Source organism: Limnohabitans sp. TS-CS-82 (genome assembly GCF_002943475.1).
The window spans coordinates 408,639-432,668 of sequence record NZ_PTQX01000003.1 but is presented as its reverse complement, the minus strand read 5'-3'; the positions used below and the strand labels follow the sequence as shown (position 1 = coordinate 432,668).

General features: G+C 54.7%; 22 protein-coding genes. 10 read left to right on the top strand and 12 right to left on the bottom strand.

All coding sequences use genetic code 11. The annotated features are described in order from the left end of the window. Positions 1 to 83 precede the first annotated feature (83 nt). On the top strand, positions 84 to 2,096 hold the full coding sequence (locus tag C5F52_RS09800; protein WP_104798153.1) for a sigma-54-dependent Fis family transcriptional regulator: 2,013 nt from the start codon (positions 84 to 86) through the stop codon (positions 2,094 to 2,096). 21 nt (positions 2,097 to 2,117) lie between these two features. On the opposite strand, the gene C5F52_RS09795 is transcribed toward C5F52_RS09800, so the two are convergent. The 4 genes from C5F52_RS09795 to pedF all read right to left on the bottom strand — a co-directional run bounded on the left by C5F52_RS09795 (position 2,118) and on the right by pedF (position 5,771). Continuing rightward, positions 2,118 to 2,492: a DUF779 domain-containing protein gene (locus tag C5F52_RS09795; protein ID WP_104798197.1), complete on the bottom strand. Its 375-nt coding sequence runs from the start codon at positions 2,490 to 2,492 to the stop codon at positions 2,118 to 2,120. A gap of 71 nt (positions 2,493 to 2,563) precedes the next feature. Continuing rightward, the gene (gene adh, locus C5F52_RS09790) at positions 2,564 to 4,084 is read right to left on the bottom strand and encodes an aldehyde dehydrogenase (protein ID WP_104798152.1); all 1,521 of its coding nucleotides are present in this window, start codon (positions 4,082 to 4,084) and stop codon (positions 2,564 to 2,566) included. A gap of 292 nt (positions 4,085 to 4,376) precedes the next feature. Further along, positions 4,377 to 5,279, bottom strand: a complete 903-nt coding sequence (locus C5F52_RS09785) for an ABC transporter substrate-binding protein (RefSeq protein ID WP_104798151.1) — start codon at positions 5,277 to 5,279, stop codon at positions 4,377 to 4,379. A 60-nt stretch (positions 5,280 to 5,339) separates the two neighbouring features. Next, positions 5,340 to 5,771, bottom strand: a complete 432-nt coding sequence (gene pedF, locus C5F52_RS09780; protein WP_104798196.1) for a cytochrome c-550 PedF — start codon at positions 5,769 to 5,771, stop codon at positions 5,340 to 5,342. Between the two features lie 364 nt (positions 5,772 to 6,135). Here pedF and C5F52_RS09775 point away from each other — a divergent pair, with 364 nt between their 5' ends. From C5F52_RS09775 to C5F52_RS09760, 4 genes are read left to right on the top strand one after another with little or no spacing between them, the layout of a single operon-like run. Further along, the gene (locus C5F52_RS09775; RefSeq protein ID WP_236657803.1) at positions 6,136 to 6,897 is read left to right on the top strand and encodes a hypothetical protein; all 762 of its coding nucleotides are present in this window, start codon (positions 6,136 to 6,138) and stop codon (positions 6,895 to 6,897) included. Next, on the top strand, positions 6,894 to 7,505 hold the full coding sequence (locus tag C5F52_RS09770; protein WP_104798150.1) for a hypothetical protein: 612 nt from the start codon (positions 6,894 to 6,896) through the stop codon (positions 7,503 to 7,505). The genes C5F52_RS09775 and C5F52_RS09770 overlap by 4 nt, the downstream gene beginning before the upstream one ends. 18 nt (positions 7,506 to 7,523) lie before the next feature. After that, entirely contained in the window at positions 7,524 to 8,048 is a 525-nt protein-coding gene (locus tag C5F52_RS09765; protein ID WP_146100061.1) for a hypothetical protein, read from the top strand. 5 nt (positions 8,049 to 8,053) lie between these two features. Further along, positions 8,054 to 8,764: a hypothetical protein gene (locus tag C5F52_RS09760; protein WP_146100060.1), complete on the top strand. Its 711-nt coding sequence runs from the start codon at positions 8,054 to 8,056 to the stop codon at positions 8,762 to 8,764. Between the two features lie 54 nt (positions 8,765 to 8,818). On the opposite strand, the gene C5F52_RS09755 is transcribed toward C5F52_RS09760, so the two are convergent. From C5F52_RS09755 to C5F52_RS09735, 5 genes are all read right to left on the bottom strand, one after another. Next, entirely contained in the window at positions 8,819 to 9,391 is a 573-nt protein-coding gene (locus C5F52_RS09755) for a hypothetical protein (protein WP_104798147.1), read from the bottom strand. 17 nt (positions 9,392 to 9,408) lie between these two features. After that, complete coding sequence (locus tag C5F52_RS09750; protein ID WP_104798146.1) at positions 9,409 to 9,729, bottom strand: c-type cytochrome; 321 nt, start codon at positions 9,727 to 9,729, stop codon at positions 9,409 to 9,411. 85 nt (positions 9,730 to 9,814) lie between these two features. Beyond that, positions 9,815 to 11,503: a PQQ-dependent methanol/ethanol family dehydrogenase gene (locus C5F52_RS09745; protein ID WP_104798145.1), complete on the bottom strand. Its 1,689-nt coding sequence runs from the start codon at positions 11,501 to 11,503 to the stop codon at positions 9,815 to 9,817. A 307-nt stretch (positions 11,504 to 11,810) separates the two neighbouring features. Then, on the bottom strand, positions 11,811 to 12,815 hold the full coding sequence (locus tag C5F52_RS09740) for an FAD:protein FMN transferase (protein ID WP_104798144.1): 1,005 nt from the start codon (positions 12,813 to 12,815) through the stop codon (positions 11,811 to 11,813). After that, complete coding sequence (locus tag C5F52_RS09735) at positions 12,812 to 14,875, bottom strand: 4Fe-4S binding protein (RefSeq protein WP_236657802.1); 2,064 nt, start codon at positions 14,873 to 14,875, stop codon at positions 12,812 to 12,814. The genes C5F52_RS09740 and C5F52_RS09735 overlap by 4 nt, the downstream gene beginning before the upstream one ends. Positions 14,876 to 15,120: 245 nt before the next feature. Between C5F52_RS09735 and C5F52_RS09730 the strand changes: the two genes are divergently transcribed. Genes C5F52_RS09730 through C5F52_RS09710 form a run of 5 tightly spaced genes read left to right on the top strand, consistent with a single transcriptional unit; the run spans position 15,121 to position 20,433 of the window. After that, the gene (locus C5F52_RS09730; protein WP_104798142.1) at positions 15,121 to 17,319 is read left to right on the top strand and encodes a TonB-dependent receptor; all 2,199 of its coding nucleotides are present in this window, start codon (positions 15,121 to 15,123) and stop codon (positions 17,317 to 17,319) included. Positions 17,320 to 17,352: 33 nt separating this feature from the next. Next, a complete protein-coding gene (locus C5F52_RS09725) occupies positions 17,353 to 18,300 on the top strand; it encodes a beta-propeller fold lactonase family protein (RefSeq protein WP_104798141.1) in 948 nt (315 codons plus the stop codon). A gap of 38 nt (positions 18,301 to 18,338) precedes the next feature. Continuing rightward, the gene (locus C5F52_RS09720) at positions 18,339 to 18,902 is read left to right on the top strand and encodes a cytochrome b (RefSeq protein ID WP_104798140.1); all 564 of its coding nucleotides are present in this window, start codon (positions 18,339 to 18,341) and stop codon (positions 18,900 to 18,902) included. Then, positions 18,899 to 19,789, top strand: coding sequence for a sensor histidine kinase (locus tag C5F52_RS09715; RefSeq protein WP_161499677.1), 891 nt, complete (start codon positions 18,899 to 18,901; stop codon positions 19,787 to 19,789). The genes C5F52_RS09720 and C5F52_RS09715 overlap by 4 nt, the downstream gene beginning before the upstream one ends. A gap of 2 nt (positions 19,790 to 19,791) precedes the next feature. Beyond that, a complete protein-coding gene (locus C5F52_RS09710) occupies positions 19,792 to 20,433 on the top strand; it encodes a response regulator transcription factor (protein ID WP_104798138.1) in 642 nt (213 codons plus the stop codon). Here the strand turns inward: C5F52_RS09710 and C5F52_RS09705 are convergent. From C5F52_RS09705 to rpe, 3 genes are all read right to left on the bottom strand, one after another. Beyond that, the gene (locus tag C5F52_RS09705) at positions 20,426 to 22,777 is read right to left on the bottom strand and encodes a TonB-dependent receptor (RefSeq protein WP_104798137.1); all 2,352 of its coding nucleotides are present in this window, start codon (positions 22,775 to 22,777) and stop codon (positions 20,426 to 20,428) included. The genes C5F52_RS09710 and C5F52_RS09705 overlap by 8 nt on opposite strands. Before the next feature lie 106 nt (positions 22,778 to 22,883). Beyond that, complete coding sequence (locus tag C5F52_RS09700) at positions 22,884 to 23,279, bottom strand: YkvA family protein (RefSeq protein WP_104798136.1); 396 nt, start codon at positions 23,277 to 23,279, stop codon at positions 22,884 to 22,886. A gap of 58 nt (positions 23,280 to 23,337) precedes the next feature. Then, positions 23,338 to 24,027, bottom strand: coding sequence for a ribulose-phosphate 3-epimerase (rpe, locus tag C5F52_RS09695; protein ID WP_104798135.1), 690 nt, complete (start codon positions 24,025 to 24,027; stop codon positions 23,338 to 23,340). Positions 24,028 to 24,030: the final 3 nt, after the last annotated feature.

Genomic DNA, 24,030 nt, shown 5'->3' with positions numbered 1-24,030 from the left:
CTGTCTAACTGTGAGGTTTTATAGGCTGAAAATATTTATCAATTGAACGAGACGTGCCACCACACGCAAGGGATTGTCAAACCATGAATTCACGGCAAACTTCGCCTCGTAGTGTTATCAGTGCCTACGCTCAAGGTGCGACCTACAACAGCCCCGAACATGAGGCCATCATTGCATCATCCCGAGAGCGATCAAGAGCGTATGGACTTGACAACGTTGACGCCCCAGACTTCAGCGGAACTTCACGTACAAACCTCACTGCACTCTTAGAAGAGAACCATTTTCTGTTCCAGCATGCAGCCCCCGTGATGGAAACGCTGTACGAGCAGATCGTCAATACGCAGAGCATGGTTCTGCTGACCACGCGTTCAGGCACCATCCTTCACTCGTTGGGCGACACTGATTTTTTAGAAAAAGCAGCGCAAGTGGCCTTGGCACCCGGCGTGGACTGGTCAGAAAAAAGCAAAGGAACCAACGCCATTGGCACAGCTTTGAGTGAAGGCCAAGCATTGGTGGTGCACGGCAACCAGCATTTTTTACATTTCAACCATTTCCTCACCTGCTCTTGCACACCTATTCTTGACCCTCACGGCGATGTCATCGGCGCACTTGATGTCACCGGGGACTATCGCAGCTACCACCAACACACCATGGCGCTGACTCGCATGTCTGCGCAAATGATAGAAAACCACATGTTTGCCGATGTGTTCCCCACCGAGGTGCGGATTCATTTTCACGCGCGACCTGAGTTCATCGGCACGATCGTTGAAGGCATTGCTGTATTTACCACTGATGGACGGTTTTTGTCAGCAAACCGCAGTGCACAGTTTCAATTTGGCATGTCCATCAATGCTTTGCGCGCACACACGTTTTCGTCGCTGTTCGGCACTGGTATTTCCCAGTTCTTTGACAAAGCACGGTCAGCCAACGGGCAGTCTTTCAATTTGTGTCTTCACGACGGCGTCAGCGTCTGCTGCAAAAGCGATCTCAAATTTAACAGCGCGACGAACCATTTGTCACGCATGTCTGCCGAAGCAAACTCAACCCCACCGGTCTATAAAAAACGCAAGGATGAAAAAATCCCACTTTCAAGCCTTCGCTACTTAGACACTGGGGACCCTCAAGTGTCAGCTGTGGTGAAAAAGTTACGCATCATTCAAGATCGCGACATTCCGATCATGATCTTGGGCGAAACGGGCACAGGCAAAGATTTGCTAGCGCAAGCCATTCACAACGACTCCAAACGTGGTGCTAAAAATTTTGTCTCCCTCAACTGTGCTTCTATTCCAGAAAGCCTGATTGAGTCAGAACTTTTCGGTTACGAAGAGGGGGCATTCACAGGCGCTAAGCGCAAGGGATCAACTGGCAAGATTTTGTTTGCCAATGAAGGCACCTTGTTCTTAGATGAGATTGGTGACATGCCTCTGCACCTGCAAGCGCGGCTGCTGCGCGTACTGCAAGAGCGCAAAGTGAACCCGCTGGGGTCGGGGCGAGAGGTCGAAGTCGACATCACCATCATCTGCGCAACCAACAAAAACCTGAAGGACATGATTGCCAATGGCACCTTCAGAGAAGACTTGTATTACCGCCTCAATGGCTTGGTGGTCCAGCTTCCTGCTTTGCGTGACCGCACAGACTTGGATGTGGTGACACAGAAAATTTTAGGTAACGTGTGCAGCGCAGAAAAACGCGTTGGTGTTTCACACGATGTGATGCAGCTATTTCGTCGCTACAAGTGGCCAGGCAACTTTCGCCAACTCTTTAACCTGCTTCGTACTGCCGTCGTTATGGCAGAGTGCGAGGGTGACATTCAGATTCACCACCTGCCCGACGACTTTTTGTCTGACGTCCAGCAAATCAATTCAGCCCCCTCCCCTCAAGTTGTACGCCACGCAATGCCTGAAGTTTCGCAAGCTGAGGCCTCACCGGCAGATCTATACGACCCACAAACTTTGAATCTGGAAAACGTCGCCATAGATGCCATTGCGCAAGCCTTGCGCACCTGCAAAGGCAATGTATCCGCGGCAGCCAAGATGTTGGGGGTCTCGCGCAACACCATCTATCGTAAAAAGCACCTATTGCCTAATGACCTTTGAGCACATTTCAGATCTCGAGCATCAGTCGCCTTGGGAATCTTGCACAGCCAACTCATCCAACTCAGCTTGTGTAAACACACGTGAACGGGTGTGAAAAGCTTTGCCCTCAGGACCTTCTAGCGAAAACGTTCCGCCTGTACCTTCAATCACGTCAATGATCAGCTGCGTGTGTTTCCAATATTGGTATTGACTTTTACCTATAAAAAATTCGCAATCCCCGATTCGGCCCAGAAATACATCACCTGCGCCAATCGTCAGTTCACCGGGTAAATAACAATTTGCAGCGCTGTTGTCACAACACCCACCAGACTGATGAAACATCAAAGTCCCATGCTTCTTTTTTAAGAATTCCACCAGCTCCAGAGCCGCTGGCGTTGCTACGACTTTTTCAACCATCATGCACTCCTGTACTAAAAGCGCGTGGCGAGTTATCGCCACGCGAAATTCATGTCCTTCGGTTTATAAATTTAGAAGAAGCCCAGCTTGCTCTCGCTGTAGCTGACCAAGAGGTTCTTGGTTTGCTGGTAGTGGTCGAGCATGACCTTGTGGGTTTCGCGGCCAATGCCGGACTCTTTGTAGCCACCAAACGCAGCGTGTGCTGGGTAGGCGTGGTAGCAGTTGGTCCACACACGACCGGCCTTGATGGCGCGGCCCATGCGGTAGGCCACGTTGCCGTTTCGGCTCCACACACCAGCGCCCAAACCATACAAAGTGTCGTTGGCGATTTCCAGGGCTTCGGCTTCGTCCTTGAAGGTGGTCACGGCCAACACGGGGCCAAAGATTTCTTCTTGGAAGATGCGCATTTTGTTGTGGCCCTTGAACAAGGTGGGCTGCACATAGTAGCCGCCTTCAAGGTCGCCGCCCAGGTGGGCTTGGTTGCCACCGGCCAGCACTTCAGCGCCTTCTTGCTTGCCCAAGTCCAGGTAAGACAGGATCTTGGTCAGCTGCTCTTTGGAGGCTTGTGCGCCCATCATGCTATCGGTGTCCAGCGGGTTCTGGTGCTTGATGGCGGCGACGCGCTTCAAGACACGCTCCATGAACTTGTCATAGATGCTTTCTTGGATCAGCGCACGCGATGGGCAGGTGCAGACCTCGCCTTGGTTGAAGGCAAACAACACCAAGCCTTCGATGGCTTTGTCCAGGAAGCCGTCGTCCTTGTCCATGATGTCGGCAAAGAAGATGTTGGGCGACTTGCCGCCCAGCTCCAAGGTGGCGGGGATCAGGTTGTTGGCGGCGGCTTGGGCGATCACGCGGCCTGTCGAGGTGGAGCCCGTGAAGGCGATTTTGGCGATGCGCTTGCTGGTGGCCAGTGGCATGCCGGCTTCGCGGCCAAAGCCGTTCACGATGTTGAGCACGCCAGGGGGCAAGATGTCGGCGATCAGCTCGGCCAGAATCAAGATGCTGATGGGGGTGGATTCAGCGGGCTTCAAGACCACGCAGTTGCCAGCGCCAATGGCGGGGGCCAGTTTCCAGGCGGCCATCAGGATGGGGAAGTTCCACGGAATGATCTGACCGACCACACCCAGGGGTTCCTGGAAGTGGTAAGCCACGGTGTTTTCGTCGATGTTGGACAACGCGCCTTCTTGGGCACGCAGGCAACCGGCAAAGTAACGGAAATGGTCGACGGTCAGGGGAATGTCAGCGTTCAAAGTTTCGCGGATGGCTTTGCCGTTGTCCACGGTTTCGGCATATGCCAGCAGCTCAAGGTTGGCTTCGATGCGGTCTGCAATTTTGAGCAACATGTTGGCGCGGGTGGCCGCGTCGGTCTTGCCCCAAGCGTCTGCGGCAGCGTGCGCGGCGTCCAGCGCCAGCTCGATGTCGGCGGCGTCAGAGCGGGCGGCTTGGGTGTAGACCTTGCCGCTGATGGGTGTGATCACGTCAAAGTACTGGCCTTTGACCGGGGCCACGAATTTGCCACCAATGAAGTTGTCATAGCGGGCTTTGTATTGAACTTTGGCGCCTGCGGCGCCGGGTGCTGCGTAAATCATGAAGATCTCCTATAAATGTTGAACGTCTTGCGAGACGTACTTCATTTCCGCAGCAAATATGCCAACACAATAAAGCGCAACAACACCCACAACTGCACCAGTCTGAAGCAAATTTCACCCTGATTGCAACAAGTTTCAACCCAAGGGTTGTCACAGTGCGCCATCGTGGTACGGCAAACATTTGCATAAGTCATGACGCCGTAAATCTACAAAACTGCAGATTACTCAGGCCCGCAAAAAAGGCCCCGAAGGGCCTTTTTTGAATGATGAATGCCAGCGTCTTTATGCACACTCAAGGAGCCACCAAAGTCAGCCCGCGTTCACGGTACATCGCCAAGAGACGCCCATCGGCTCGCAGCTTTTGCAACGTACTTTCTAGCGCTTCTGCCAGCTGCCTGTTGCCAGACTTGACAGCCATGCCTATCGGCCAACCATTGTCGACCAAGCCTGGCAACGTCAGTTGCGTCAACCCAAACCCAGCAGCAGGCCGACCAGCAGCTTTCAACGCAGTTTCAGCTTGGGCACGGCTCACATACGCAGCCGCGGCCTCGCCACGCACCACAGCGTCTGCGGCCAACAAGCCGGTTGGAAACATGCGCACTTGTGAACGTAAACGTCCTCCACCAAAACCGATCAATGTGCTAGCTGCACCGCTGCCTTGTTCCGCAGCCAACGGTAAATTCTGCAGATCATTGCCCGATTGCAAATGAGGCAGGCGATCCAACGCATGGAAAATCACCAGCACTTCACGTGCGTAAGGGGCAAATATAAGAGCCTGACGGTTTTCGACCATCAAAAACTTGTCCACCGGCACATGCAGCATGACGTCGGCGGGACCGTAACCCAAGTAGTGACCTCGCCAAACCATGTTGCGCAAGTCGTCGTTCATTTTTTCACCGGCATCAAAAGGCAACAAACTCAACTTCAAGCCCATCTCGGTAGCCAATGCATGCGCCAAGGCCACATCCACACCTTCCATGTCTTGGCCTTTGCCGTCCGAATAGGGTGCGTTGTCTTTGTACAAAGCCACCTTGAGGATGCCGCTGGCACGAACCTTTTCGAGATCAAACAGCTCCTGTGCCTGCGCCGTACCCACAGACAGAGCGCTGCCTAGGCAAGCCGCAGCTGTTGCTGTCAGCCAGAGGCGTCGCGAAAAGCTTGAGGCCTCTGGGCGGGGCTGCAAGGGTTTGTTCATAACGAGTCCAATTGATTGAGTTGTAGTGAGCCCAAGAACAGCTTGGACTCGCTGGGTGGTTTATTTCTCGCGCCGTGTTTCCAAGTAAGTGCGAATTGACCACATGGCTTCTTGGCTCAATGTGGCTTCAAAGGGCGGCATGTAAACGCGACCATCGCGCGTGCGACCGCGACGCACCGTGGCGAGGTAGTAATCGTCCATCTCGGCAAAACATGCACTTTTCTTTTGTGCATCGGCCATACCGGTGCAATCCGCATCAAGCTTGCGCAAGTCGGGAGCAATGCCGCCTGAGATGGCCTCTAGGCCATGACAACGTGCACAGTTTTGGTTGTAGGCGGAAGTACCAATCCGCAATGCCTCTTGGAATGCAGGGCCCGTACTGTAAGGATTGCTGGGCAACCATTTGCTACCCAATTGAGGCAAAGTTTTGGTATCGACAGACTGCGGCGTGACATCTCCGTGTGCCCATGCAAACATGCCCGACATGGACATGGCCGTTGCCAGCAGAAAGTTTCGAAACTGAGAGGGTCGCAAAGGACTGTTTTTCATAAAAGGAGTTTTGAAGTTGAAAGATATGTTTTCACACCCGCAATTTTCGCGCCAGATTGATCAGCATCACAGATGTCCAAAGTTGTCCTGATTGACACAGTCAGCGGTCGTCTTGTGACATTCGTTGTTGCAAATGGTGACAGTTTCACAGCCCATGTGCGTGAAGCTGTGTCGCGCGCGAGTCCGATAAGCACAAATAGGGGCGGCGCAGTTGGTGCGTTTTTTGCTGAATTTAACTAACATGAACCGACGGTCTATGGCCCTTGCTGATGCTGGCCCATCTGTTATTTTTGGAGTTGATCCCCGCATGAACGTTACCGTCCCTAAAGACAGCCGATGGCACCAGCGCATGTGGGGCGCTCTGCTTATGAGACGCTTGCCGGTCCTCGGTCGCCCAAGTTTGTCGCTAGAACAAGAACCCCAAGGACTCTTTCTTCTCTGGCTGTCGTTCATGGGTTTGTTGGTATTTGGCGCGACACTCATGTGGCAACACGGGCTTTGGCACCGCTTGGTACAAGCAGACCCCACGGGTTTGACCATCGTCATTGTTTTGCTCTTCATGGGCTGTTCGGTGTGGGCAGGGTTGCGGTGTCATGCGCTGGGGCAGCAATGGCAAGCACTTCAATCGGATGCACCCATGGCGTCTATCACGCACACCAGCTGGTCTCACGACTATCTGCAAGCCCGACACCACCCCCATTCAGACAAACACATCGTGCTGCAGGTGTTGAGTGACCGCGCCCATGGCCCGCAAGAAATGGCTTGGTGGCTCAACGGCATCCAGCTGAAGCTGGGTCTGCTGGGTAAAGTGATTGGCTTTTCGGTGTTGGCCCTAGAACTGGGCCGCATGGACGGCTTTGACCCGCAGCAATCGGCACAGATGCTGAAAAGTCTGACGGGCGGACTGGGCATTGCCCTGTTGACCACCATCACAGGCTTGGCTGCCAACATCTTGCTCGGCTTGCAACTCATGCGTATAGACCGTTTTGCCGATGGACTGGTAGCCGAAATTTTGTCTCGCGGTGAAGCCCAGGCCATGGCCAGCCCCCCAGCTAAGGCCGCCGAATGAGCATTGGCCGCAGCACCCGCGACACAGAGACGGACCCTTTTTATGACATGTTGTTCAACATGTTGATCGCCTTCGTCTTTTGCTTCGTGATCGCGCTGCTGTCGTTCAACCCGCAGGCCAAAAAAGCTGGGGACGTCCCCGCCAAGGCCGAGTTCATGATCACCGTGACTTGGCCCGACGAAAACCCCAACGACCTAGACACCTGGGTCATGGAGCCCGGCGGCAAAGTGCTTTGGTTTCGCCAACGCGATGTGGGCATGCTGCACCTGGACCGCGACGACAGGGGCGACAAAAACAACTCGGTGGTTGTCAACGGCAAAACCGTGACCAGCGCTGCCCGACAGGAAATCGTCACCCTGCGTGGCTTGGTGGCGGGTGAATATGTGGTCAACGCCCACTACTACGAAAGCCGCAACCAGCTACCCGTGGACGCCACCGTGACCGTGGTCAAGATCAATCCGCAGGCCGAAATCATCTTCTCGGGCACCCAGCAAATTGGCGCAAAAGGCGAAGAGCGCACCTTGGTGCGCTTTTCGATTGACGACTACGGCCAAGTTCTGGACGTGAACACAGCACCTAAACCCATCGTGATGCGATCGGGCATCTGAAACCTCCCATAAATTCCCATGATTCCAACTACCACGACCGAACTTATCTGGCTGGCTATTGCCTACGCCCTCTTAGGCTTTTTATTGCTTTGCCTTTGCTTGGCAACGCGATGGCACTGGTTGCTCAAAACTTTCATGGTCATGGTGGTCAGTGGCTTTTTCTTATTCCACCTGCAGGTCCTTCGCGGCATTGCAGGTTGGCCGGCCGACGACGCATTGCCCCCGCGCTTTGTGCTGCTGTCGGCCGTGTTTGACGAACCTAGCCCAGCGCGACATCACCCCGGCGCCATCTACATCTGGGTCAATGAACTGAAGGACCACGAGGCCCTCGATTTGCCCCGCGTGCACCGCCTGCCCTACGAAAAAGACCTGCACCGCATTCTGGGCGACGGCATCAAAAAAGCCCGCGACGGCAACACGCAGATCGGCACCACCGAACCGCGCCGGGGTCAGGGCGGCCTGCCTTGGCTGCGTCCTGCCAACGACGACAAAGTGCAAATCAAACTCAGTGACCTGCCCCGTGCGCAGCTGCCAGAGAAATGAATGCGATGAACACTTTGAACAAGATTGGCTTATCTCTGCTGGGGCTGGTCGCCATGGCGCTGGGCTTGTCTGCCTGCGCGCCGGATGCAGGACCGGTCTGGTTCCCGCTGCGAGCCGGTGATGTAACACGCTATGAAGTGCGCCACAACTCCGAATCGGGTCGCGACGACGAGCTCTGGACTTTGCGCACTCGCGGCCCCGTGAACTGGCAAGGAAAAAGCTACATGCAGCGCCACCATTCGCAAGGCGTGGCTTACTTTCTAGAGGCCAACGAACAAGGCGTGCGACGCGTGGCACATCAAACGGATGTGGACCGCGAACCCCAAGCCGAAGAACAGCCCATGTGGGTGCTCAAAGCGCCTTATCAGGTGGACACCGAGTGGACCACCCCCACCGTGCCTTATTTGCTGATGCGCAAAAACGAGTACCCCCGCGAGCTCAAATACACCCACAAAACCACCATGACATGGCGCATCGAGTCAGTGAAGGAAGAGGTCAAACTTCGCTCGGGCGAAGTGCTCTCTCCCTGCCTCCATGTCAAGGGCGAAGCCTTTTTGAACCTCTACACCGATCCAGTCAACGGCTTCACCGATGTGCCCCTGACCAGCCACGAGTGGTACTGCCAAGGCCAGGGCTTGGTCAAATTCACCCGCGAAGAAAAAGTAGTGGCTGGGTTTTTGATCGGGGGCAGCTTGACAGCTGAACGGGTGCGCTGAAAAGAGGCACTGCAAAGAGCCGCCTTGCAAGCGGACAAGCACCCTGCGGCGCAGCTACTCAATGCGCATTTCGCGAATCCAGCGCGCATCAGATGCGAAGGGCTCGCTGTCGTTTGGGCCGTAGGGCGGTACATCCAAACGATCTGGCGGGGCGCTGATCTGGTTCAGATCCACCGCTTGCGGTAGGCCCTCTAGGCCCGTGGTGGTCAAGCGCCAGCGGTAAATAATGCCGTTCCACAACTTTGCACCAAAGTCAGCGGGTTTTTTGTACAAGAACAGTAAGTGGTGGTCGAGCCACTGCAAATTGTTCACCGACACCGTCGCAGGATTGGCGTAGGGATAGGGCACATGACAGCTCACTTCTTGTGCAGCGGCCAAGCACTTGAACTCACGCATGGACAAAAAATGGTCGCGCATCACGGCTGGGTCCATGTGCACGCGCACCGAGGCCTGTCCCTGTCCTGTCGGGGTAAAAGTGACACGGCCTAGGCGGATTTTCTGCCCGTCACCGGTTTCGGCGACCAAGGATTTGTCACCTACCAGTGGAAAAGCCTGCGCCATCAGCGAGAAGCAGGCCCCCACACACACCAGCAAGGTTCTAACTTTGTGGCGCATGTGCGAACGCATCAGCAGTCATTGGAGAACTAAGGCGTCGTAGCCAATACGTGGCGCGCCAAAGTTTTCAAGTCATCTTGACTGATGCTGCTGTGAGCCGGCATTGGGATCCGACCCCATTTACCCTTGGAGCCATTCTGGATGGATTGCACCAACGAAGCCACGGCTTCTTTGTCGCCTCGGTATTTATCGGCAATGCTCAAGAACGCGGGGCCCACAATCTTTTCAGCCTTCGCGTGACAAGACAGACATCCGCTGTCTTTGAGCAAGGTTGCACCATCGTTGGCGCATGCCAAACCGGTGGCACTAATGCAAATGGCCGCAGCCATGAGGTTAAGGTAAGTCTTCATTTGGAGGGTCAGTTGTTACATGGCAAGTTAAAAAGGGCCCCTCAGTGACAATCACAAGGAGGCCCTTCGCGCAAGCTTTTACAGCTTACTTGGTCAGCTTAAAGGTCCAAACAGAACCGCCTTGTTCGAGGAAGTTGACCTTCTTGGCCACTTCACCACCCCACAATGGCACAGCGCCACCCCAGCCAGAGACCACGGACACGTATTGGTCGCCGCCCTCTTTCCAAGTGATGGGAGGTGCCACGATGCCCGAGCCAGTCTGGAACTGCCACACCACTTTGCCGGACTTCGCATCAGCCGCCTTCAGGTAGCCTTCAGGCGTGCCCCAAAACACCAAGTCGCCGGTCACAAGAACACCACCCCACAGTGGCGCTTCGTTCTTGACTTCCCATTCGATCTTGCCGGTCTTGGGGTTCACCGCGCGCAGCGAACCGATGTAGTCGTCATACAAAGGCTTGATCGTGAAACCAGCGCCCAAATAAGCCGCACCTTTTTTATAGGTCACAGGCTCATTCCAGATTTCCATACCCCACTCGTTGGTCGGCACGTAGAACAAGTTGGTCTTAGGGCTGTAGGCCATTGGCATTTGGTTCTTACCACCCAAGAAGCCTGGAGCAGCGAACACAGCTTTGCCTTTGTTGCCATCACCGCCTGCGCCGGTGGGGTCGCCTGGGCGGTTCTCGGGCACAAAGTTAGGACGGCCTGTTTTCAAGTCAATGCCGTTGGCCCAAGTGGTTTTGGTCACAAAGGGGAAGGCGTTAAGCAATTTACCAGTGGCGGCATCGTTCACATAAAAGTAGCCGTTACGGTCGGCCTTTGCACCCACACGCTTGCCGTCCATGTCAAAGGTGATGAACTCGTTCACACCGTCGTAATCCCAGCCGTCGTTCGGGGTGTTTTGATAGCTCCACTTGATCTGGCCAGTCTTGACATCAATCGCGACTGTGGATGTGGAGTAAAGGTTGTCCCCCTTACGCAAGTGACTGTTCCAAGGACCAGGGTTGCCGGTGCCGAAATAAGCCAAGCCTGTGCTTGCGTCATAGGTGCCGCCCAACCAAGTCGAGGCACCACCCGTTTTCCAAGTGTCCCCTGGCCATGTGGCGTTGGTGGTACCAGAAATGCCGTTTTCCTTGCCGTCTTTGTAGCCCATATGGCCTTCAACGGTGGGACGCGACCAGACCATTTTGCCGGTCTTGGGATCACGCGCTTCCACGCGACCCACCACGCCAAACTCACCGCCAGACACGCCTGTCAGGAGCAAGCCTTCAGCGATCAAAGGAGCAGCGGTGTAGCTATAACCTGCGGTGTAGTCGTCAATCTTTTCACGCCAAACGACTTTGCCGGTGTTTTGATCCAAAGCAACCAACTGAGCATCCAGGGTGCCAAAAATCACCAAGTTGTCATACAGGGCTGCGCCACGGTTGATCACGTCGCAGCAAGGCATGATGCCCTCGGGCAAGCGGTGTTCGTACTTCCAGAGCTTTTTGCCTGTCTTGGCATCCACCGCAAAAATACGTGAATAGGAAGCTGTAACAAACATCTTGCCGCCATGAATCAGCGGTTGCGACTGCTGGCCGCGTTGCTTTTCACCGCCAAAAGACATGGACCAAACAGGCACCAACTTGCTGATGCTCTTGGCATTGACGTCATTCAGTGGTGAATAACGTTGACCTTGAGTGCCCAAACCCCATGACAGCACGTCATTGGTAGTCGCAGCGTCTTTGGCGATCATGTCGCTGGTCACTTGAGCTGTTGCCTGCGCCGCAGCGAACATCACCAGCACGCTTAGAAGTTTTCTTTTCACAGCTTATCTCCTGTACTTTTGAATTGATTAATGAACGTGCGTGCACGTTGTTTGACTGAGTGCGGAAAGAGCAGCATCTCTCACGCCTGCTTATCCGTAGGGGCAGTGTTGCAATTCACATGCCAACACCCGCCGCAAGTTAGGGTTAAGGCTCGTATCAGGAAAAACGCCCGAATTACCGTAGTTACCCTTAACCTAAGTAGATGCCGAGCCAAGCGCATGTGACACACAGAAATCACCACTGTTCAGTTTTGGAACAGTGCTTTGTCACAACGGCTCAGCTTGCAACATGCGGCCACGTTTCTGAAGTCTTCCATTGCCCGTTTTTATTCACCACCAAAGCAGACACGCCCCATGCTTTGGCGAGGTCCAAAGCATGCGCATACCCGCCCACAAACAGAACCTTGGTCAGGGCATCCGCCTTGGCGCACGACGTTGCGGCCACCGATACGCTGGCGATGTCTGGTGGCGAGTAACCTGTGTGCGGATTGAAAATGTGGTGGTGCTTGCGGTCATCACTGAAGGCGCATTGGCCGTCGGCCGAGGTTGCCAAACTCAAGCCTTGCATCGTCACCCGAGCGAGCCACCTGTTCGCATGGTGCGGATCTGCAATCCCCAAGGTCCAAGGACGTTGACCGTCTGCTAAGCCAAGGGCAGTCCATTCACCGGTGTTAATCAGGGCGTGCACAACGCCATCACGTTTCAGACCTGCCCGCACAGCATCAGCGGCAAAGCCCTGAGCAATGCCATTTAGAGAGACGCCCATGCCTGACTGCGTGAAGGAGACCCGCGCATCGCTCACTGTCAAATGCTGCCAGCCAACGTTTTTTTGGGCGCTAGCGACCTCACGTGCATGGGGCAATCGACCATCCTTTTGCGCTTGGGCATACAACTGCCACAAGGGTTGCACCGTCACATCAAATGCACCTTGGCTTTGCTGCGCCAAACGCTGGCTCATTTTTAAAATTTTCAACAGATCCGGCGAAGGCCAATCCAACACACCCGTTCGGTTCAGCTGACTCAGAGCGCTGCTCGGACGGAACAAACTCATGTCGTCTTCAACGCGCGCAACCACGTCTCGCGCCCTCTCTAACGCTTGCATCAGAGCCTGAGCATCGGCATGCGCCGCCCGGATGGACATCGTGGTACCCAAGCCTGAGAAGGTGGTATCACGCCAATGCAAGGACGCCAGAGGCACGGAGGCTCGTGCTGCACCGACCACTTGAGCCGCGCTCCACAGACCGCCACCCAAACTGGCTTGAATGAATTGACGACGCTTCATGGTTGATCCTTGGCGGTCATAAATTTGATGGAGGGAGAAATCACCGCGTGAATCGGTATGACATCGCGTGTCGCTCGGTTCTCCAAGATACGCGGCACACACAGGCTGTCACTTTCATAAATCACCACACAGTCCATGCACTGAAAACACTCGTCGTAATCCACCTTGCCTTGCCTGTCGATGGCTTGGTAGGCGCAATCACTGCGACAGCGCTGACAGGGCTGGCCGCACTCGCTGCGCCGGGCAATCCAGTCCCAGCGGCGCAGCTTGCCCAGCACCCCCATTCCAGCTCCCAAGGGGCACAAATAGCGACAATAACCTTTGTACACAAAGGCGCTCAACAGCACGGTAGCCACCGCCCACAACACAAAAGGCCAAGCTCGTACAAAGTTCAAGGTGATACTGGTTTTGAAGGGCTCAATTTCAACCAGACTGTCGGTCCACTTCACAGACACTGCAGCGCTTAACAGCAGCGCCGCCAACACCCCATATTTCACTTTTTTCAACTGCGTGTCCCAACGCTCGGGAACTCTTACCCAATTCACACCAAGCCGTTGGGTGATTTGGCTGATCAGATCCTGCAGGGCGCCAAAGGGGCAGAGCCAGCCACAAAACGTGCCACGGCCCCACACAAAAAACGTAAAGGCCACAAACACCCACAACACCACAGTCATCGGGTCGTACATGAAGAAGCCAAGTCCTTGGCCAGCCACCACGGCCTGCACCACCGCGGTGAGGTTCACGATGGACAACTGACCTTGCGCATACCAACCAATGAAGCACAGGGTGAACAACAAATAACCACGCCGAAACCACGCCATGCGTTGCGCGTGTGCCACCAGCCACGGCGGCTCCCGCAAAGCCCATACCAACACGAACAGTGCCAGCACCAGAACCAGCAACTCTGCCCAACGGTCCAGCCAGATACCGTGCCAAGTTTTTTGGTCAGATTGAGGCATCTCGACAAAGTCGTGGGGAAGCTCCGCTGTGATGCCAAAACTTTTGGTCACCAACACGGGAAACAACATACCTTTGCTACGCGTGACGTGCAACTCATAGTTCAAAGCTTGCGCAGGATCAAGTCCAGCCGGGGCAATCACGCGCACCGCCATCCATTGCGCATCGACCAGATCAGGAGGCAAATTCAAGGGCACATCCAAATCTAAATCACGAATTTCAATGGGCAGTTTTTGCTGAAGCAAAGACAAGCGATCTGGCACGGTGCCGCGCACAAAGTCTTCCCCCATCAGCGGGTAACGTCCCTTGGCCAACACCAACAAGGCGTGATCGCCAGGGTCTAGCCGCTGTTGCAGATAGGCCCATTTTTCAGACGAAAGCAGATTTTTCCCCACGCTTGGCACACTTAAATGAGCCACGTACACATCTGCAAAAACTTCATCGGGTTGTTTCAAAGTCTGATCATCCAGGCCCTCGCCTGCCGTGCCTTTGAACGCTTTTTCAATGTCACTGTTTTTGAACGTGGCTTGACGTATCAATCCTGCTTTACGCAAGCCCGCCCAATCCATGGGCTTGAAAACATCGGGGCGAATTTTGGCGATCAAATCAGGGTCTCGACCTTCGCTGTAGCCCAACTTGGCACGCGCCACTTTCAAAGACGCCGCCAGCAAGGTTTGATTCAATATGCGCACGGAAGCTGTGGCCTTTGACACCCCGTCGATGTACACATTGGCGCCTGTTTCTTTGCCGCTCTTACTTTGCCCTGTCCCGATCTTGATGCTTTGCTTCAACGACAAATTTTTGTACTGATCCGCAAATGCGAACAACGGTTTTTCGCCCAAACCCTCCAGAAAAACAGGCTCATGGTGAGACAACACGCGCACATCCATGAACTGTCCGTTGGGATCAAGCGCCACCAGCAAGTTGAAGGGCGTACCTGAAAAACCTGGAATGCTGGCGAAATCTTTGGACTCAAACGCGTAAGCCGCAATGGTGCTCGAGGTGAGCTCTTGGCGGTAGATAGGCCACACTGGCAAGTCGCGCTCTTTCTCGCCCACCACCAAGGGCGCAGGAAAGGCTTGCACCATCAATTCGCGCGTCATCACGCCCGCATGCGACTCCATCAGGAACAACCCTGAGAAAAAGAATACTAAGCTTGAAAGAAGATGTGCAAACAGTCGAAACATCAATGAAACGCCCTTAAAACCAGCCACATAAACGAAATCAGATTAAGCACAATCAATGCCACTTGGATGGGACACTTTTTGGCTGGAATAAGTTTTGCTAGCTACCCTGTATTGCCTTCTGAAATAGAACTGTGACACATCAAATTCAAAACACTCGAACTATGAAAAATCACAAAATCAACACCGCCATCCATTCACAACATGCCCTGACTGTCGGTGCGCTGCTGTGCCTGAGTGTTTTCCCTAGCTTGGGTGTACACGCACAAACAGCCAATCCGGCGTTGAAAGAAATCGTGGTGCAAAGCGGCCGCTTGGAACAAAAGCAATTTGATGCGCCAGCTTCTGTGTTTGCCATTGATGCAGACACCATTCGCAACTCTGGCCCACAAGTCAATATGTCAGATGTGCTCAACCGCGTTCCGGGTGTGGTGGCACTCAACCGCAACAACTACGCACAGGACGTGCAAATTTCTATTCGCGGGTTTGGTTCACGCGCCGCCTTTGGCATGCGCGGCATTCGCCTGATCACCGATGGCATCCCAGCCTCCATGCCCGACGGTCAAGGTCAAACTTCAACCGTGAGCATGACGTCGGCAGAACGCATGGAAGTGCTGACTGGCCCCTTAGCCCAGCTGTACGGTAACGCCTCAGGCGGCGTGATTCAAACCTTCACACGCGAAGCAGGCGACAAGCCTGAGGCGCAAGTTGGCCTGTACACCGGCTCGTTTGGACTGCAGCGCACCGACTGGCAATTCAGTCAACGCACGGGGAATGTGGGATTGGTGGCCGACTACAGCACGTTTTCGATTGATGGTTACCGAGCCCAAAGTGCCGCAGAACGCAAGCAGCTCAACGCCGTCATGACAGTGGACGCCAAACCGGACACCCGCGTTAAATTCATCGTCAACATATTTGACATGCCAATCGCACAAGACCCATTGGGTCTGACGCAAGCTGGCTTGAGCGCGCCAAAAGAAGTGGTCGCCTCCGCACTCACTAACAACACCAGAAAAACTGTCAAACACGAGCAAGTGGGTGCGGTCTTAGAACACACCGTTCACAGCGACCTCAAATTTCAAGGGCGCATCTACAGCGGTACGCGCAGTAATTTGCAATACCAAGCCACTGTTCCCGCAGGTTGGACTGGACTGGAAAGACGCTTTGAAGGCTTAGGCCTCCAAGTCAATGGCAAAGCACAGGTATTCGATGGTCGTCGAGTGACGTGGACAGCCGGTGTCGATTACGACCACGCTCAGGAACAGCGCCAAGCAGGCGCAACCACCAATGGCGAAAAGTCACTGACCAATGGGAACGCTTTAACGCGTGATGAACTGAACTCGGCGAGAAACTTAGACTATTTTGCGCAAGCCAATTGGTCATTGAGCGAGCGCTACACACTGACAACAGGTGTTCGTCAAAGCAATGTGTCACTGAAAAGCCGTGACGACTACCCGGTCTCGGGAACCGATGCGAATGGCTCTGGCAGCGTTGACTACAAAGCGACCAGTCCAGTGATCGGTCTGACTTGGCATGCACAAGACAACCTCAACCTGTTTGCTAATTACGGCAAGGGATTTGAAACACCCACGCTTTCTGAAACAGCTTACAAAACAGGCGCCAACAATGCGATCGACACAACTTTTAACCGTTCGCTCTTGGCTTCTCGCAGCAAGCACTTGGAGATCGGAACCAAATGGCAACCGTCCCCCATCACCCGTGTGGATGCCTCATGGTTTCAAATCAGTACCGAAAATGAAATCGTGACGCAACTATCCCGAGGCGGTAAAACCTCTTTTGCCAACGCCCCCAGAACGTTACGTGATGGTTTTGAGCTTGCGTTGCGGAATCAACACGCCAGCAACTGGCGCAGTCAGGCATCGGCCACTGTCATGAATGCGAACTATGAAGACTCATTCAGCAGCACCTCTGTGAGGTTTATCAATAACGCACTCCAAGTTACGCCAACAACCATTCCAGCAGGCAATCAACTCCCCGCGATTCCGAAACGCCAACTCTTTGCATCGGTTCAATGGTCTGAAAAAGGTTTCGCACCAGCAGGACAAAAGCCCCAACTAGGACTTGAAGCTGGCTTAGACCTTGTTCACCGCTCCAGCATGTGGGCAAGCGACACCAACTCAGCTTCTGATGGATCAGCACCTGGCTACAGCATATTCAACGCCCGTGTGCGCCAGCGTTTTCAATTGGGCAGTGCTCGTATAGAGGGCTATTTGGGCGTGGACAATCTGACGAACAAGTCAACCGTTAGTTCCGTCATCGTCAACCAAGCAGCAGCGCAGTATTTCGAGCCCGGCCTACCCCGCTCTTGGGTCTTAGGTATCACCAGCCAAATTCCGCTGTGACTGACTTACCTTCAAACTCCGAGTCAAAACGACATGAAGCCCTCTATTTGCATCGCTAGCCTTTGTTGGTTCGCTGCGCTCACACCCTCAGTTTTTGCCGCCGACCAAGTCTTCGTCACCAACGAAGGCAGTGGCACGATTTCCGTCATTGACAGCAAAACACAAAGCGTGAGTCAAACAATTACAACCGGCGGTAAACCGAGAGGCTTAGCACTTTGTAAAAACGACACGCACTTGTATGTGAGCAATCAAAAAGAATCGCAATTGCAAGCCATCGACACACGCACGGGCACCATCACTAAAACCCTCGCGCTGGGCGACTCACCCGAGGCTGTGTCTTGCTCGCATGATGGCCAATGGCTCGCGATTGCCAACGAGGGCAGCAACAGCGTGAGTTTTGTTGCCATCGCCCAATGGAAGCTGATGTTTGACATCGTGGTGTCAGGCAAAAATCCAGAGCATGCAGTGTTCAGCCCTGATGGCCAACGCATGCTGGTATCCGCCGAAGAGGCCGATCAAGTAGACGTGCTTGACCTGAAAACCCGCAAACAAATTGCAAGCATTCGTGTGGGCAACCGCCCCCGCGGCATTGCATTTAGTGCCGATGGAAACATGGCCTATGTTGCCGTTGAAACAGACAGCTTACTGGTCGCGATTGACATGCAAACGTTGACGCTCAAAGGTACGTTGAACGTTGGAGCGCGCACCAATGGCATCACCATGCATCCCAATGGCAAATGGCTGTTTGCGAGCAATGGGGGCGACGCCAATGTGGCGATTGTCGACACACAAACTTTCACCATCCACACCAAAGTTCCAGTTGGACAACGCCCTTGGAACATGGCCGTCACACCCGATGGCAGCAAGTTGTACGTAGCTGCAGGTCGCAGCCATGCAGTGAGTGTGGTGGATGCCAATTTGTTCACCTCCATCAGCACCGTGCCCGTGGGCAAGTTGCCTTGGGGCGCTGCAGCTCACTGACCGAAGCGTGCCAACCATAGGCGCATAGAAAGCGACAAATGCAAGACAGCACAACACACATGGCGGAGCCCGCTGCGTCAAGCTCTCGATACACAGGCATTGCCATTGCGCTGCATGGTCTGTTGGCCATCGGCCTGATTTACCAACTTGGCTTGGGCGTGTGGATGGGCGACATTCCCAAGACGCCGCCGGGTTTGCGAGCCGAGTGGTTCAACTGGCACAAGTCGGTGGGCCTCGTGCTGGGTTTGCTGATCGTGCTGCGCGGGCTGTGGCGATTGACACATCGCCCGCCCAACCTGCCTGACAGCCTGCCTGCTTGGCAAGCATGGGCGGCAAGCGCCAACCATGCGGTGCTTTACCTTTGCATGGTAACCATGCCTGTGAGCGGTTTTTTGGGGTCCAGCTTCACGGCGTATCCCATCAAATTTTTTGGTACTCCGCTGCCAAGGTTATGGGATGCATCTGCTGAGCTGAAAGAAATTTTCAGCGGCGTACACACCACGTGCAGCTACCTGTTTATGGCTGCCATCGCTTTACACATCATGGCTGCTGCATGGCATATGGTGCGCCGCGACGGTGTGCTCAAACGCATGCTGCCATGATCCCCCCCAAGGCATCACCTGCTTGGCGCGACTTTGTTCGCGTACTGGTGGTCGTGCTCGTTTTCTGGTTACTCGCCATGCATTGGGAGTTGTCCGAGAAAATTTCCCACGGGTTGCATCAGTACGAGCATTTTCAATTGGATGAAATGCCCCTGACCTTGCTGGTCTTGTCCATAGGCTTGGCTTGGTTTGCCTTTCAACGCATGCATGAAGTCTCCGCCCTGCTCATAGCCAACCGGCATCTGACGCAACGCCTGATGAGTGCGCAAGAGGACGAACGTCGCACTTTGGCCCAAGAGCTGCATGACGAGGTGGGGCAAGCATGTACAGCCCTTCGCATTGAGGCTGCCTATCTTGGCAAAGCCATTCACAGCGACCCCGGCGCTGCGCTGCAAGCCGCTCAACGCATCGACCAGTCGTCGCTGCGTATGCATAACTTGGCGCGTGACATGCTGAAACGACTGCGCCCGCCCAACCTGGACAGCTTAGGACTCGAAGAAAGTCTGAAAGAACTGTGCCTCAGTTGGGCGCAACACGGCACGACCGCTTGCCACGTCAAAATCGATGCTGCGCAAGTGGCGCTCTCTAGCGGCCTGTCGGATGCACTCAACACTGCGGTATATCGCGTGACGCAAGAAGCGCTGACCAACGTGGCCAAGCATGCCAAGGCCGGCCAAGTGTGGGTCAATTTAGATGTGCAGCCCAACTTACTCTTGTTGACGATCGTCGACAACGGACTGGGCTTGCACCACAAACTGCGTGACCCCCACGGCTTGGGTCTCACAGGTATGCAAGAACGCATTGCCAGCTTGAACGGGCACATTCTGTTTGAAGATGCACAACCCGGTCTACGCATTCGGGTACACATTCCTATCAGTAAGGCCTAGCCATGATTCGAGTTTTGTTAGTCGATGACCACCCCGTCGTGCGTGCTGGCTATGCGCGCTTTTTAGAACAGGCTGGCGGCATTTCTGTGGTGGCAGAGGCAGGCTGTGCGACGTCTGGCTATATTGCGTATTTGCAGCACCAACCTGATGTGACGATTTCCGACATTTCCATGCCCACCGTGGGCGGGTTGGAGTTGCTGCGAAAAATCAAACAACGCGATGCTGGGGCCAAAGTTCTGATGTGCAGCATGTACGACGGGCGAAACTTGGTGCGCAGTGCTCTAGAGGGGGGGGCTATCGGGTTCGTCACCAAGAACTCCACCCCTGAAAACTTGGTCACAGGTGTGAAATCTGCATTTCTAGGTCAACCCTATCTAAGTGACGACTTAGCCATCCTCGCATTCGACCAGACGCCTGATGAAGAGTCGCAACGCATTGCCCAACTGACGTTGCGCGAGCTAGAGATTTGGCGCCTCTTGGCCCAAGGCTGCACACCTGCCGACTGCGCCGAGCGTTTGAACATCAGCCTCAAAACAGTGGCCAACAACCAAACCCAAATCAAAGAGAAACTGGCGGTTAGCAACACAGCTGCGCTGGTGCACTTGGCCCAGCGCCACCAGTTGATTCAAACCGTTGTCAATTGAAGTTGTGGCGCATGCTCAGCCACACACTGCGAGGCGCACTGGGCGCGACGAACATCGAATGTTGTTCGCGTGCTGAACTCGACACAAACTGCTGACCATTTGCACTGAATGCAGCAGGACCCAATTGACCCGCCGTGGCGTATTGACGGTTGAACACGTTCATCACATTCAACATCCACTTTGTATCTCTGGTGGCCTTGTAGCCGGCGTTGAAATTAAACACGACATAGCCCGGTGTGCGGCCTGAACCCAAGTGCTCATCGCCGTCCACTGCGTGCTGGTTGTTCTCGTTACCGCGCGCGTACATGCCACTGAAAGCCGTCATGCCAAGACCAGTGTTCCATGCTTCGCTCCAAGCGAAATCGGCGTGTAACTTCAGCATGTGTTTGGGCGTCAGTGGAATGGTGTTGCCCGGGTGGATGGCGATGTTGCCGCTGGTGTTGGTGCTGTTCGAATCGCCACCCAGCTCCTCCGAGCTTTGGTAAGTTGCTTTGAGCAAGGTGTAATGCGCTGCCAGCTTGACTGCGCCTTGTTGGCTATTGAGCCCCAGCTCAAGACCTTGGCGTAATGTTTTGCCGAAATTCTTGAAGTAACCAAATGAACTCGCGTTAGGGGCAGCGACAAACAAAATGTCATCTGTACTTTGCGCATGGAACACACCTGCTGTCCATTGCGTTTGTCGCGAAAAGGCACCTCGCAAACCTGCCTCCCACGTCTTGGTCACCACTTGCTTTAACGGTGGATCACCCGCCATGGCGTTAGGCAGCTTGCAAGGATTGGCTGGATCCGCGCAACCGAGTTCGATCGACGTGGGTGTGCGGTTGCCTTCGTTGTAGCCCACATACGAAGTCAACGCTGGCGACCACGCGTAGGTGGTGCCAAGGGCTGGATTGAAGCGCTGAAACACATAGTCACCATCCAAAGAGCCCGCGCCACCACCGGGCAAGATTTGGTCCTTGTTGACGATGTGTGTGCGGTTGTAGCGGCCAGACATGGTGACGTGCCAGTTATTACGAATCGACAAGGTGTCGGTTCCAAACAAACTCCACGTACTGGCCTTTCCTTTGAGGTGCACATTGGGGTCAAGTTCGTCGACAAACACTTGAGTACCCGTCACGCTGCGATCTGCGTTGAGGTAGCCAAACTCGCTCGACTGTTTGAAGTCCGTGCGATTGGTGTCGTAGGCCAAGCCTGTCGTGAATTGATTTTTATAGCCAGCCAAGTTGTCCAGCAAAGTCAGCTGGCCAGAAAAGCCATAGTTTTTTTGCTTGGTTTGGCTGCGGTTGTTCATGCCCGTGCATTCCTCATCGGCATCTCCTGCGCCTAGCAACTGCACCTGCTGCAGACAGGTGGCATTTGGGAACGCAACACCACCAAAGTCTGTGGCCATGGCATCGTCATTCACATCACCATTCAAGGTGCGTGTGTGAATGGTTCGGTAATAAGCATTGCCTGCCAATAAGGTGTTGTCATTGATCACATGCTTACCTGTCAGGTTAAGCAGCGTGGAACGGTTGCGCGTTTGGTCGGGCTTGGTGTAGATGCTGAGGTAGCCGTTGGCGAGCATGTGCTCCTCTTGCAGGCCATTGCCGGTCAGTGAGTTGTTGGCATGACTGAGCGTCAACGCAACATCAGTCTGGCCATCTTTCCAACCGAGCTTGCCAAACATTTGACGCACGCGAGAAGGAGAAGCATCGCGCCAGCCGTTTTCGTTGAACACATTGCCCGTGACAAACCAATGCAAACCTTTGTCGTTGCGGCCACCGTGCTCCAGCTCCACCGAGCGACGTTGACCCGACCCGAGGGTGGTTTGCACAGAGGTGCCCGCATGCGTCAAACCTGATTTGGTTTGCACGGCCAACGCACCGCCCAAGGTGTTCAAACCAAACATGGGGTTAGAGCCGGGCATGAGGGTCATGTTGGCAATGGCAGAGCGGGGCATCAAATCCCAGCTGACCACATCACCAAACGGCTGGTTCGTGCGCACACCGTCCATGTACACCGACAAACCTTGCGGCGTGCCAAGCAAAGGCGAAGCGGTGAAGCCGCGATAGTTCACATCCATTTGGTACGGGTTGCCTTGCACCTCGTTCACGTACACGCCGCCTAGGCGTTGATTCATGAAGCTCGACAGGTCCAAGGCTTGGCTGTTGGCCAAGTCTGTGCTGTTGGCCGTTTGCACCGCTGAAGGAATTTCGGACAAAGGCTGCGAAATGCTGGGAATGGGCATCGTGCCCACGATGGTGACCACAGGCAACGCTGTGGCATCTTGTGCCCATGTGTTTGTGCCTGCGCACAGGGCCATCACGGCCAAACAAACCAGAGAGGGGCGAAGCTTTCTCATACGAACTTTTCCAAAATCAAAGCCAAACAAGGAAAGTGCATGACCTTCAAATCTTGGTATTGAATTTAGACAGTTCGACGCGAAAAAAGTAGGGAATAAATCCCGCTCACAGCATCCATGTGGCTAGGTAAAACCCGAGGGCGATCCAAATCGCCACAAAGCATGCAGCCGCCCACAGGCTGCGCGGCTTGGCCAGCAAGGTGTCGGCCTTGACGCGGGCATTCGCGATCACCTCATCGGGCATCAGACGCATGACCAGCAGCAGACCGAAGGGCACGATGAGCAGATCATCCAAATAGCCCAACACAGGGATGAAGTCTGGAATCAAATCAATCGGGCTGAGCGCGTAGGCCGCAACCACGGCCGCCAAGAGACGTGCACCCGTGGGCGCTTGCGGGTCGCGCGCAGCGAAATAGACCGTCACCACGTCGCGCTTGATGCCGCGCGCCCACGTCTTCAAACGTGCGATCAACGAAGTCTTGGGCGAAGGGGCGTCGGTCATATCTCAGAATGTTTCAAAGCGTTACAGGCAACGGGCGAGAGGCTGCAGATGATGAAGCTCAAGCCAACGCCACGCGCATTTGGTCAATCACGGCCTTGTAGTCGGGCTTGCCAAAAATCGCGCTGCCCGCCACAAAGGTGTCGGCACCGGCATCGGCGACTTGGCGGATGTTGTCGGGTTTGATGCCGCCGTCCACTTCCAAGCGAATGTCGCGGCCGCTGGCCTCGATCAATTTGCGGGCGTGCTCGACTTTGCGCAACGCAGAGTCGATGAAGCTTTGGCCCCCAAAACCGGGGTTGACGCTCATGATCAAAATCAGGTCAATCTCATCGATGGTCCAGTTCAACACATCCAATGATTCGGCGGGGTTGAACACCAAACCGGCTTTGACACCCTTGCTCTTGATGGCCTGCACGCTGCGGTGCACATGGGCGCTGGCATCGGGGTGAAAGCTGATGAGGTCGGCACCGGCATCGGCAAACGAAGCAGCCAAAGCATCCACAGGCGAAATCATCAAATGCACATCAATCGGCACGGCCACCCCCGCCGCGGTTTTCGCGTGGGGCTTCAAGGCTTGGCAAATCATGGGGCCGAACGTCAAGTTGGGCACGTAATGGTTGTCCATCACGTCAAAGTGAATCCAGTCGGCGCCAGCGTCAATGACGTTTTTGACCTCTTCGCCCAAGCGGGCAAAGTCGGCCGACAAAATGGAGGGGGCGATGCGAAAGGTGGGGCGTGTGCTGTTCATGGG

What these genes read in the sequence shown, in the direction of transcription:
- pedF (WP_104798196.1), bottom strand. Translation starts at nt 5,771, where the DNA reads ATGTCCATGTCGGGCATGTTTGCATGGGCACACGGAGATGTCACGCCG.
- C5F52_RS09735 (WP_236657802.1), bottom strand. Translation starts at nt 14,875, where the DNA reads ATGACGCGCGAATTGATGGTGCAAGCCTTTCCTGCGCCCTTGGTGGTG.
- C5F52_RS09740 (WP_104798144.1), bottom strand. Translation starts at nt 12,815, where the DNA reads ATGAAGCGTCGTCAATTCATTCAAGCCAGTTTGGGTGGCGGTCTGTGG.
- C5F52_RS09760 (WP_146100060.1), top strand. Translation starts at nt 8,054, where the DNA reads ATGAACACTTTGAACAAGATTGGCTTATCTCTGCTGGGGCTGGTCGCC.
- rpe (WP_104798135.1), bottom strand. Translation starts at nt 24,027, where the DNA reads ATGAACAGCACACGCCCCACCTTTCGCATCGCCCCCTCCATTTTGTCG.
- C5F52_RS09720 (WP_104798140.1), top strand. Translation starts at nt 18,339, where the DNA reads ATGCAAGACAGCACAACACACATGGCGGAGCCCGCTGCGTCAAGCTCT.
- C5F52_RS09705 (WP_104798137.1), bottom strand. Translation starts at nt 22,777, where the DNA reads ATGAGAAAGCTTCGCCCCTCTCTGGTTTGTTTGGCCGTGATGGCCCTG.
- C5F52_RS09785 (WP_104798151.1), bottom strand. Translation starts at nt 5,279, where the DNA reads ATGAACAAACCCTTGCAGCCCCGCCCAGAGGCCTCAAGCTTTTCGCGA.
- C5F52_RS09710 (WP_104798138.1), top strand. Translation starts at nt 19,792, where the DNA reads ATGATTCGAGTTTTGTTAGTCGATGACCACCCCGTCGTGCGTGCTGGC.
- C5F52_RS09765 (WP_146100061.1), top strand. Translation starts at nt 7,524, where the DNA reads ATGATTCCAACTACCACGACCGAACTTATCTGGCTGGCTATTGCCTAC.
- C5F52_RS09725 (WP_104798141.1), top strand. Translation starts at nt 17,353, where the DNA reads ATGAAGCCCTCTATTTGCATCGCTAGCCTTTGTTGGTTCGCTGCGCTC.
- C5F52_RS09770 (WP_104798150.1), top strand. Translation starts at nt 6,894, where the DNA reads ATGAGCATTGGCCGCAGCACCCGCGACACAGAGACGGACCCTTTTTAT.
- C5F52_RS09750 (WP_104798146.1), bottom strand. Translation starts at nt 9,729, where the DNA reads ATGAAGACTTACCTTAACCTCATGGCTGCGGCCATTTGCATTAGTGCC.
- C5F52_RS09715 (WP_161499677.1), top strand. Translation starts at nt 18,899, where the DNA reads ATGATCCCCCCCAAGGCATCACCTGCTTGGCGCGACTTTGTTCGCGTA.
- C5F52_RS09795 (WP_104798197.1), bottom strand. Translation starts at nt 2,492, where the DNA reads ATGGTTGAAAAAGTCGTAGCAACGCCAGCGGCTCTGGAGCTGGTGGAA.
- C5F52_RS09800 (WP_104798153.1), top strand. Translation starts at nt 84, where the DNA reads ATGAATTCACGGCAAACTTCGCCTCGTAGTGTTATCAGTGCCTACGCT.
- C5F52_RS09755 (WP_104798147.1), bottom strand. Translation starts at nt 9,391, where the DNA reads ATGCGTTCGCACATGCGCCACAAAGTTAGAACCTTGCTGGTGTGTGTG.
- C5F52_RS09700 (WP_104798136.1), bottom strand. Translation starts at nt 23,279, where the DNA reads ATGACCGACGCCCCTTCGCCCAAGACTTCGTTGATCGCACGTTTGAAG.
- C5F52_RS09730 (WP_104798142.1), top strand. Translation starts at nt 15,121, where the DNA reads ATGAAAAATCACAAAATCAACACCGCCATCCATTCACAACATGCCCTG.
- C5F52_RS09775 (WP_236657803.1), top strand. Translation starts at nt 6,136, where the DNA reads ATGAACGTTACCGTCCCTAAAGACAGCCGATGGCACCAGCGCATGTGG.
- adh (WP_104798152.1), bottom strand. Translation starts at nt 4,084, where the DNA reads ATGATTTACGCAGCACCCGGCGCCGCAGGCGCCAAAGTTCAATACAAA.
- C5F52_RS09745 (WP_104798145.1), bottom strand. Translation starts at nt 11,503, where the DNA reads ATGTTCGCTGCGGCGCAGGCAACAGCTCAAGTGACCAGCGACATGATC.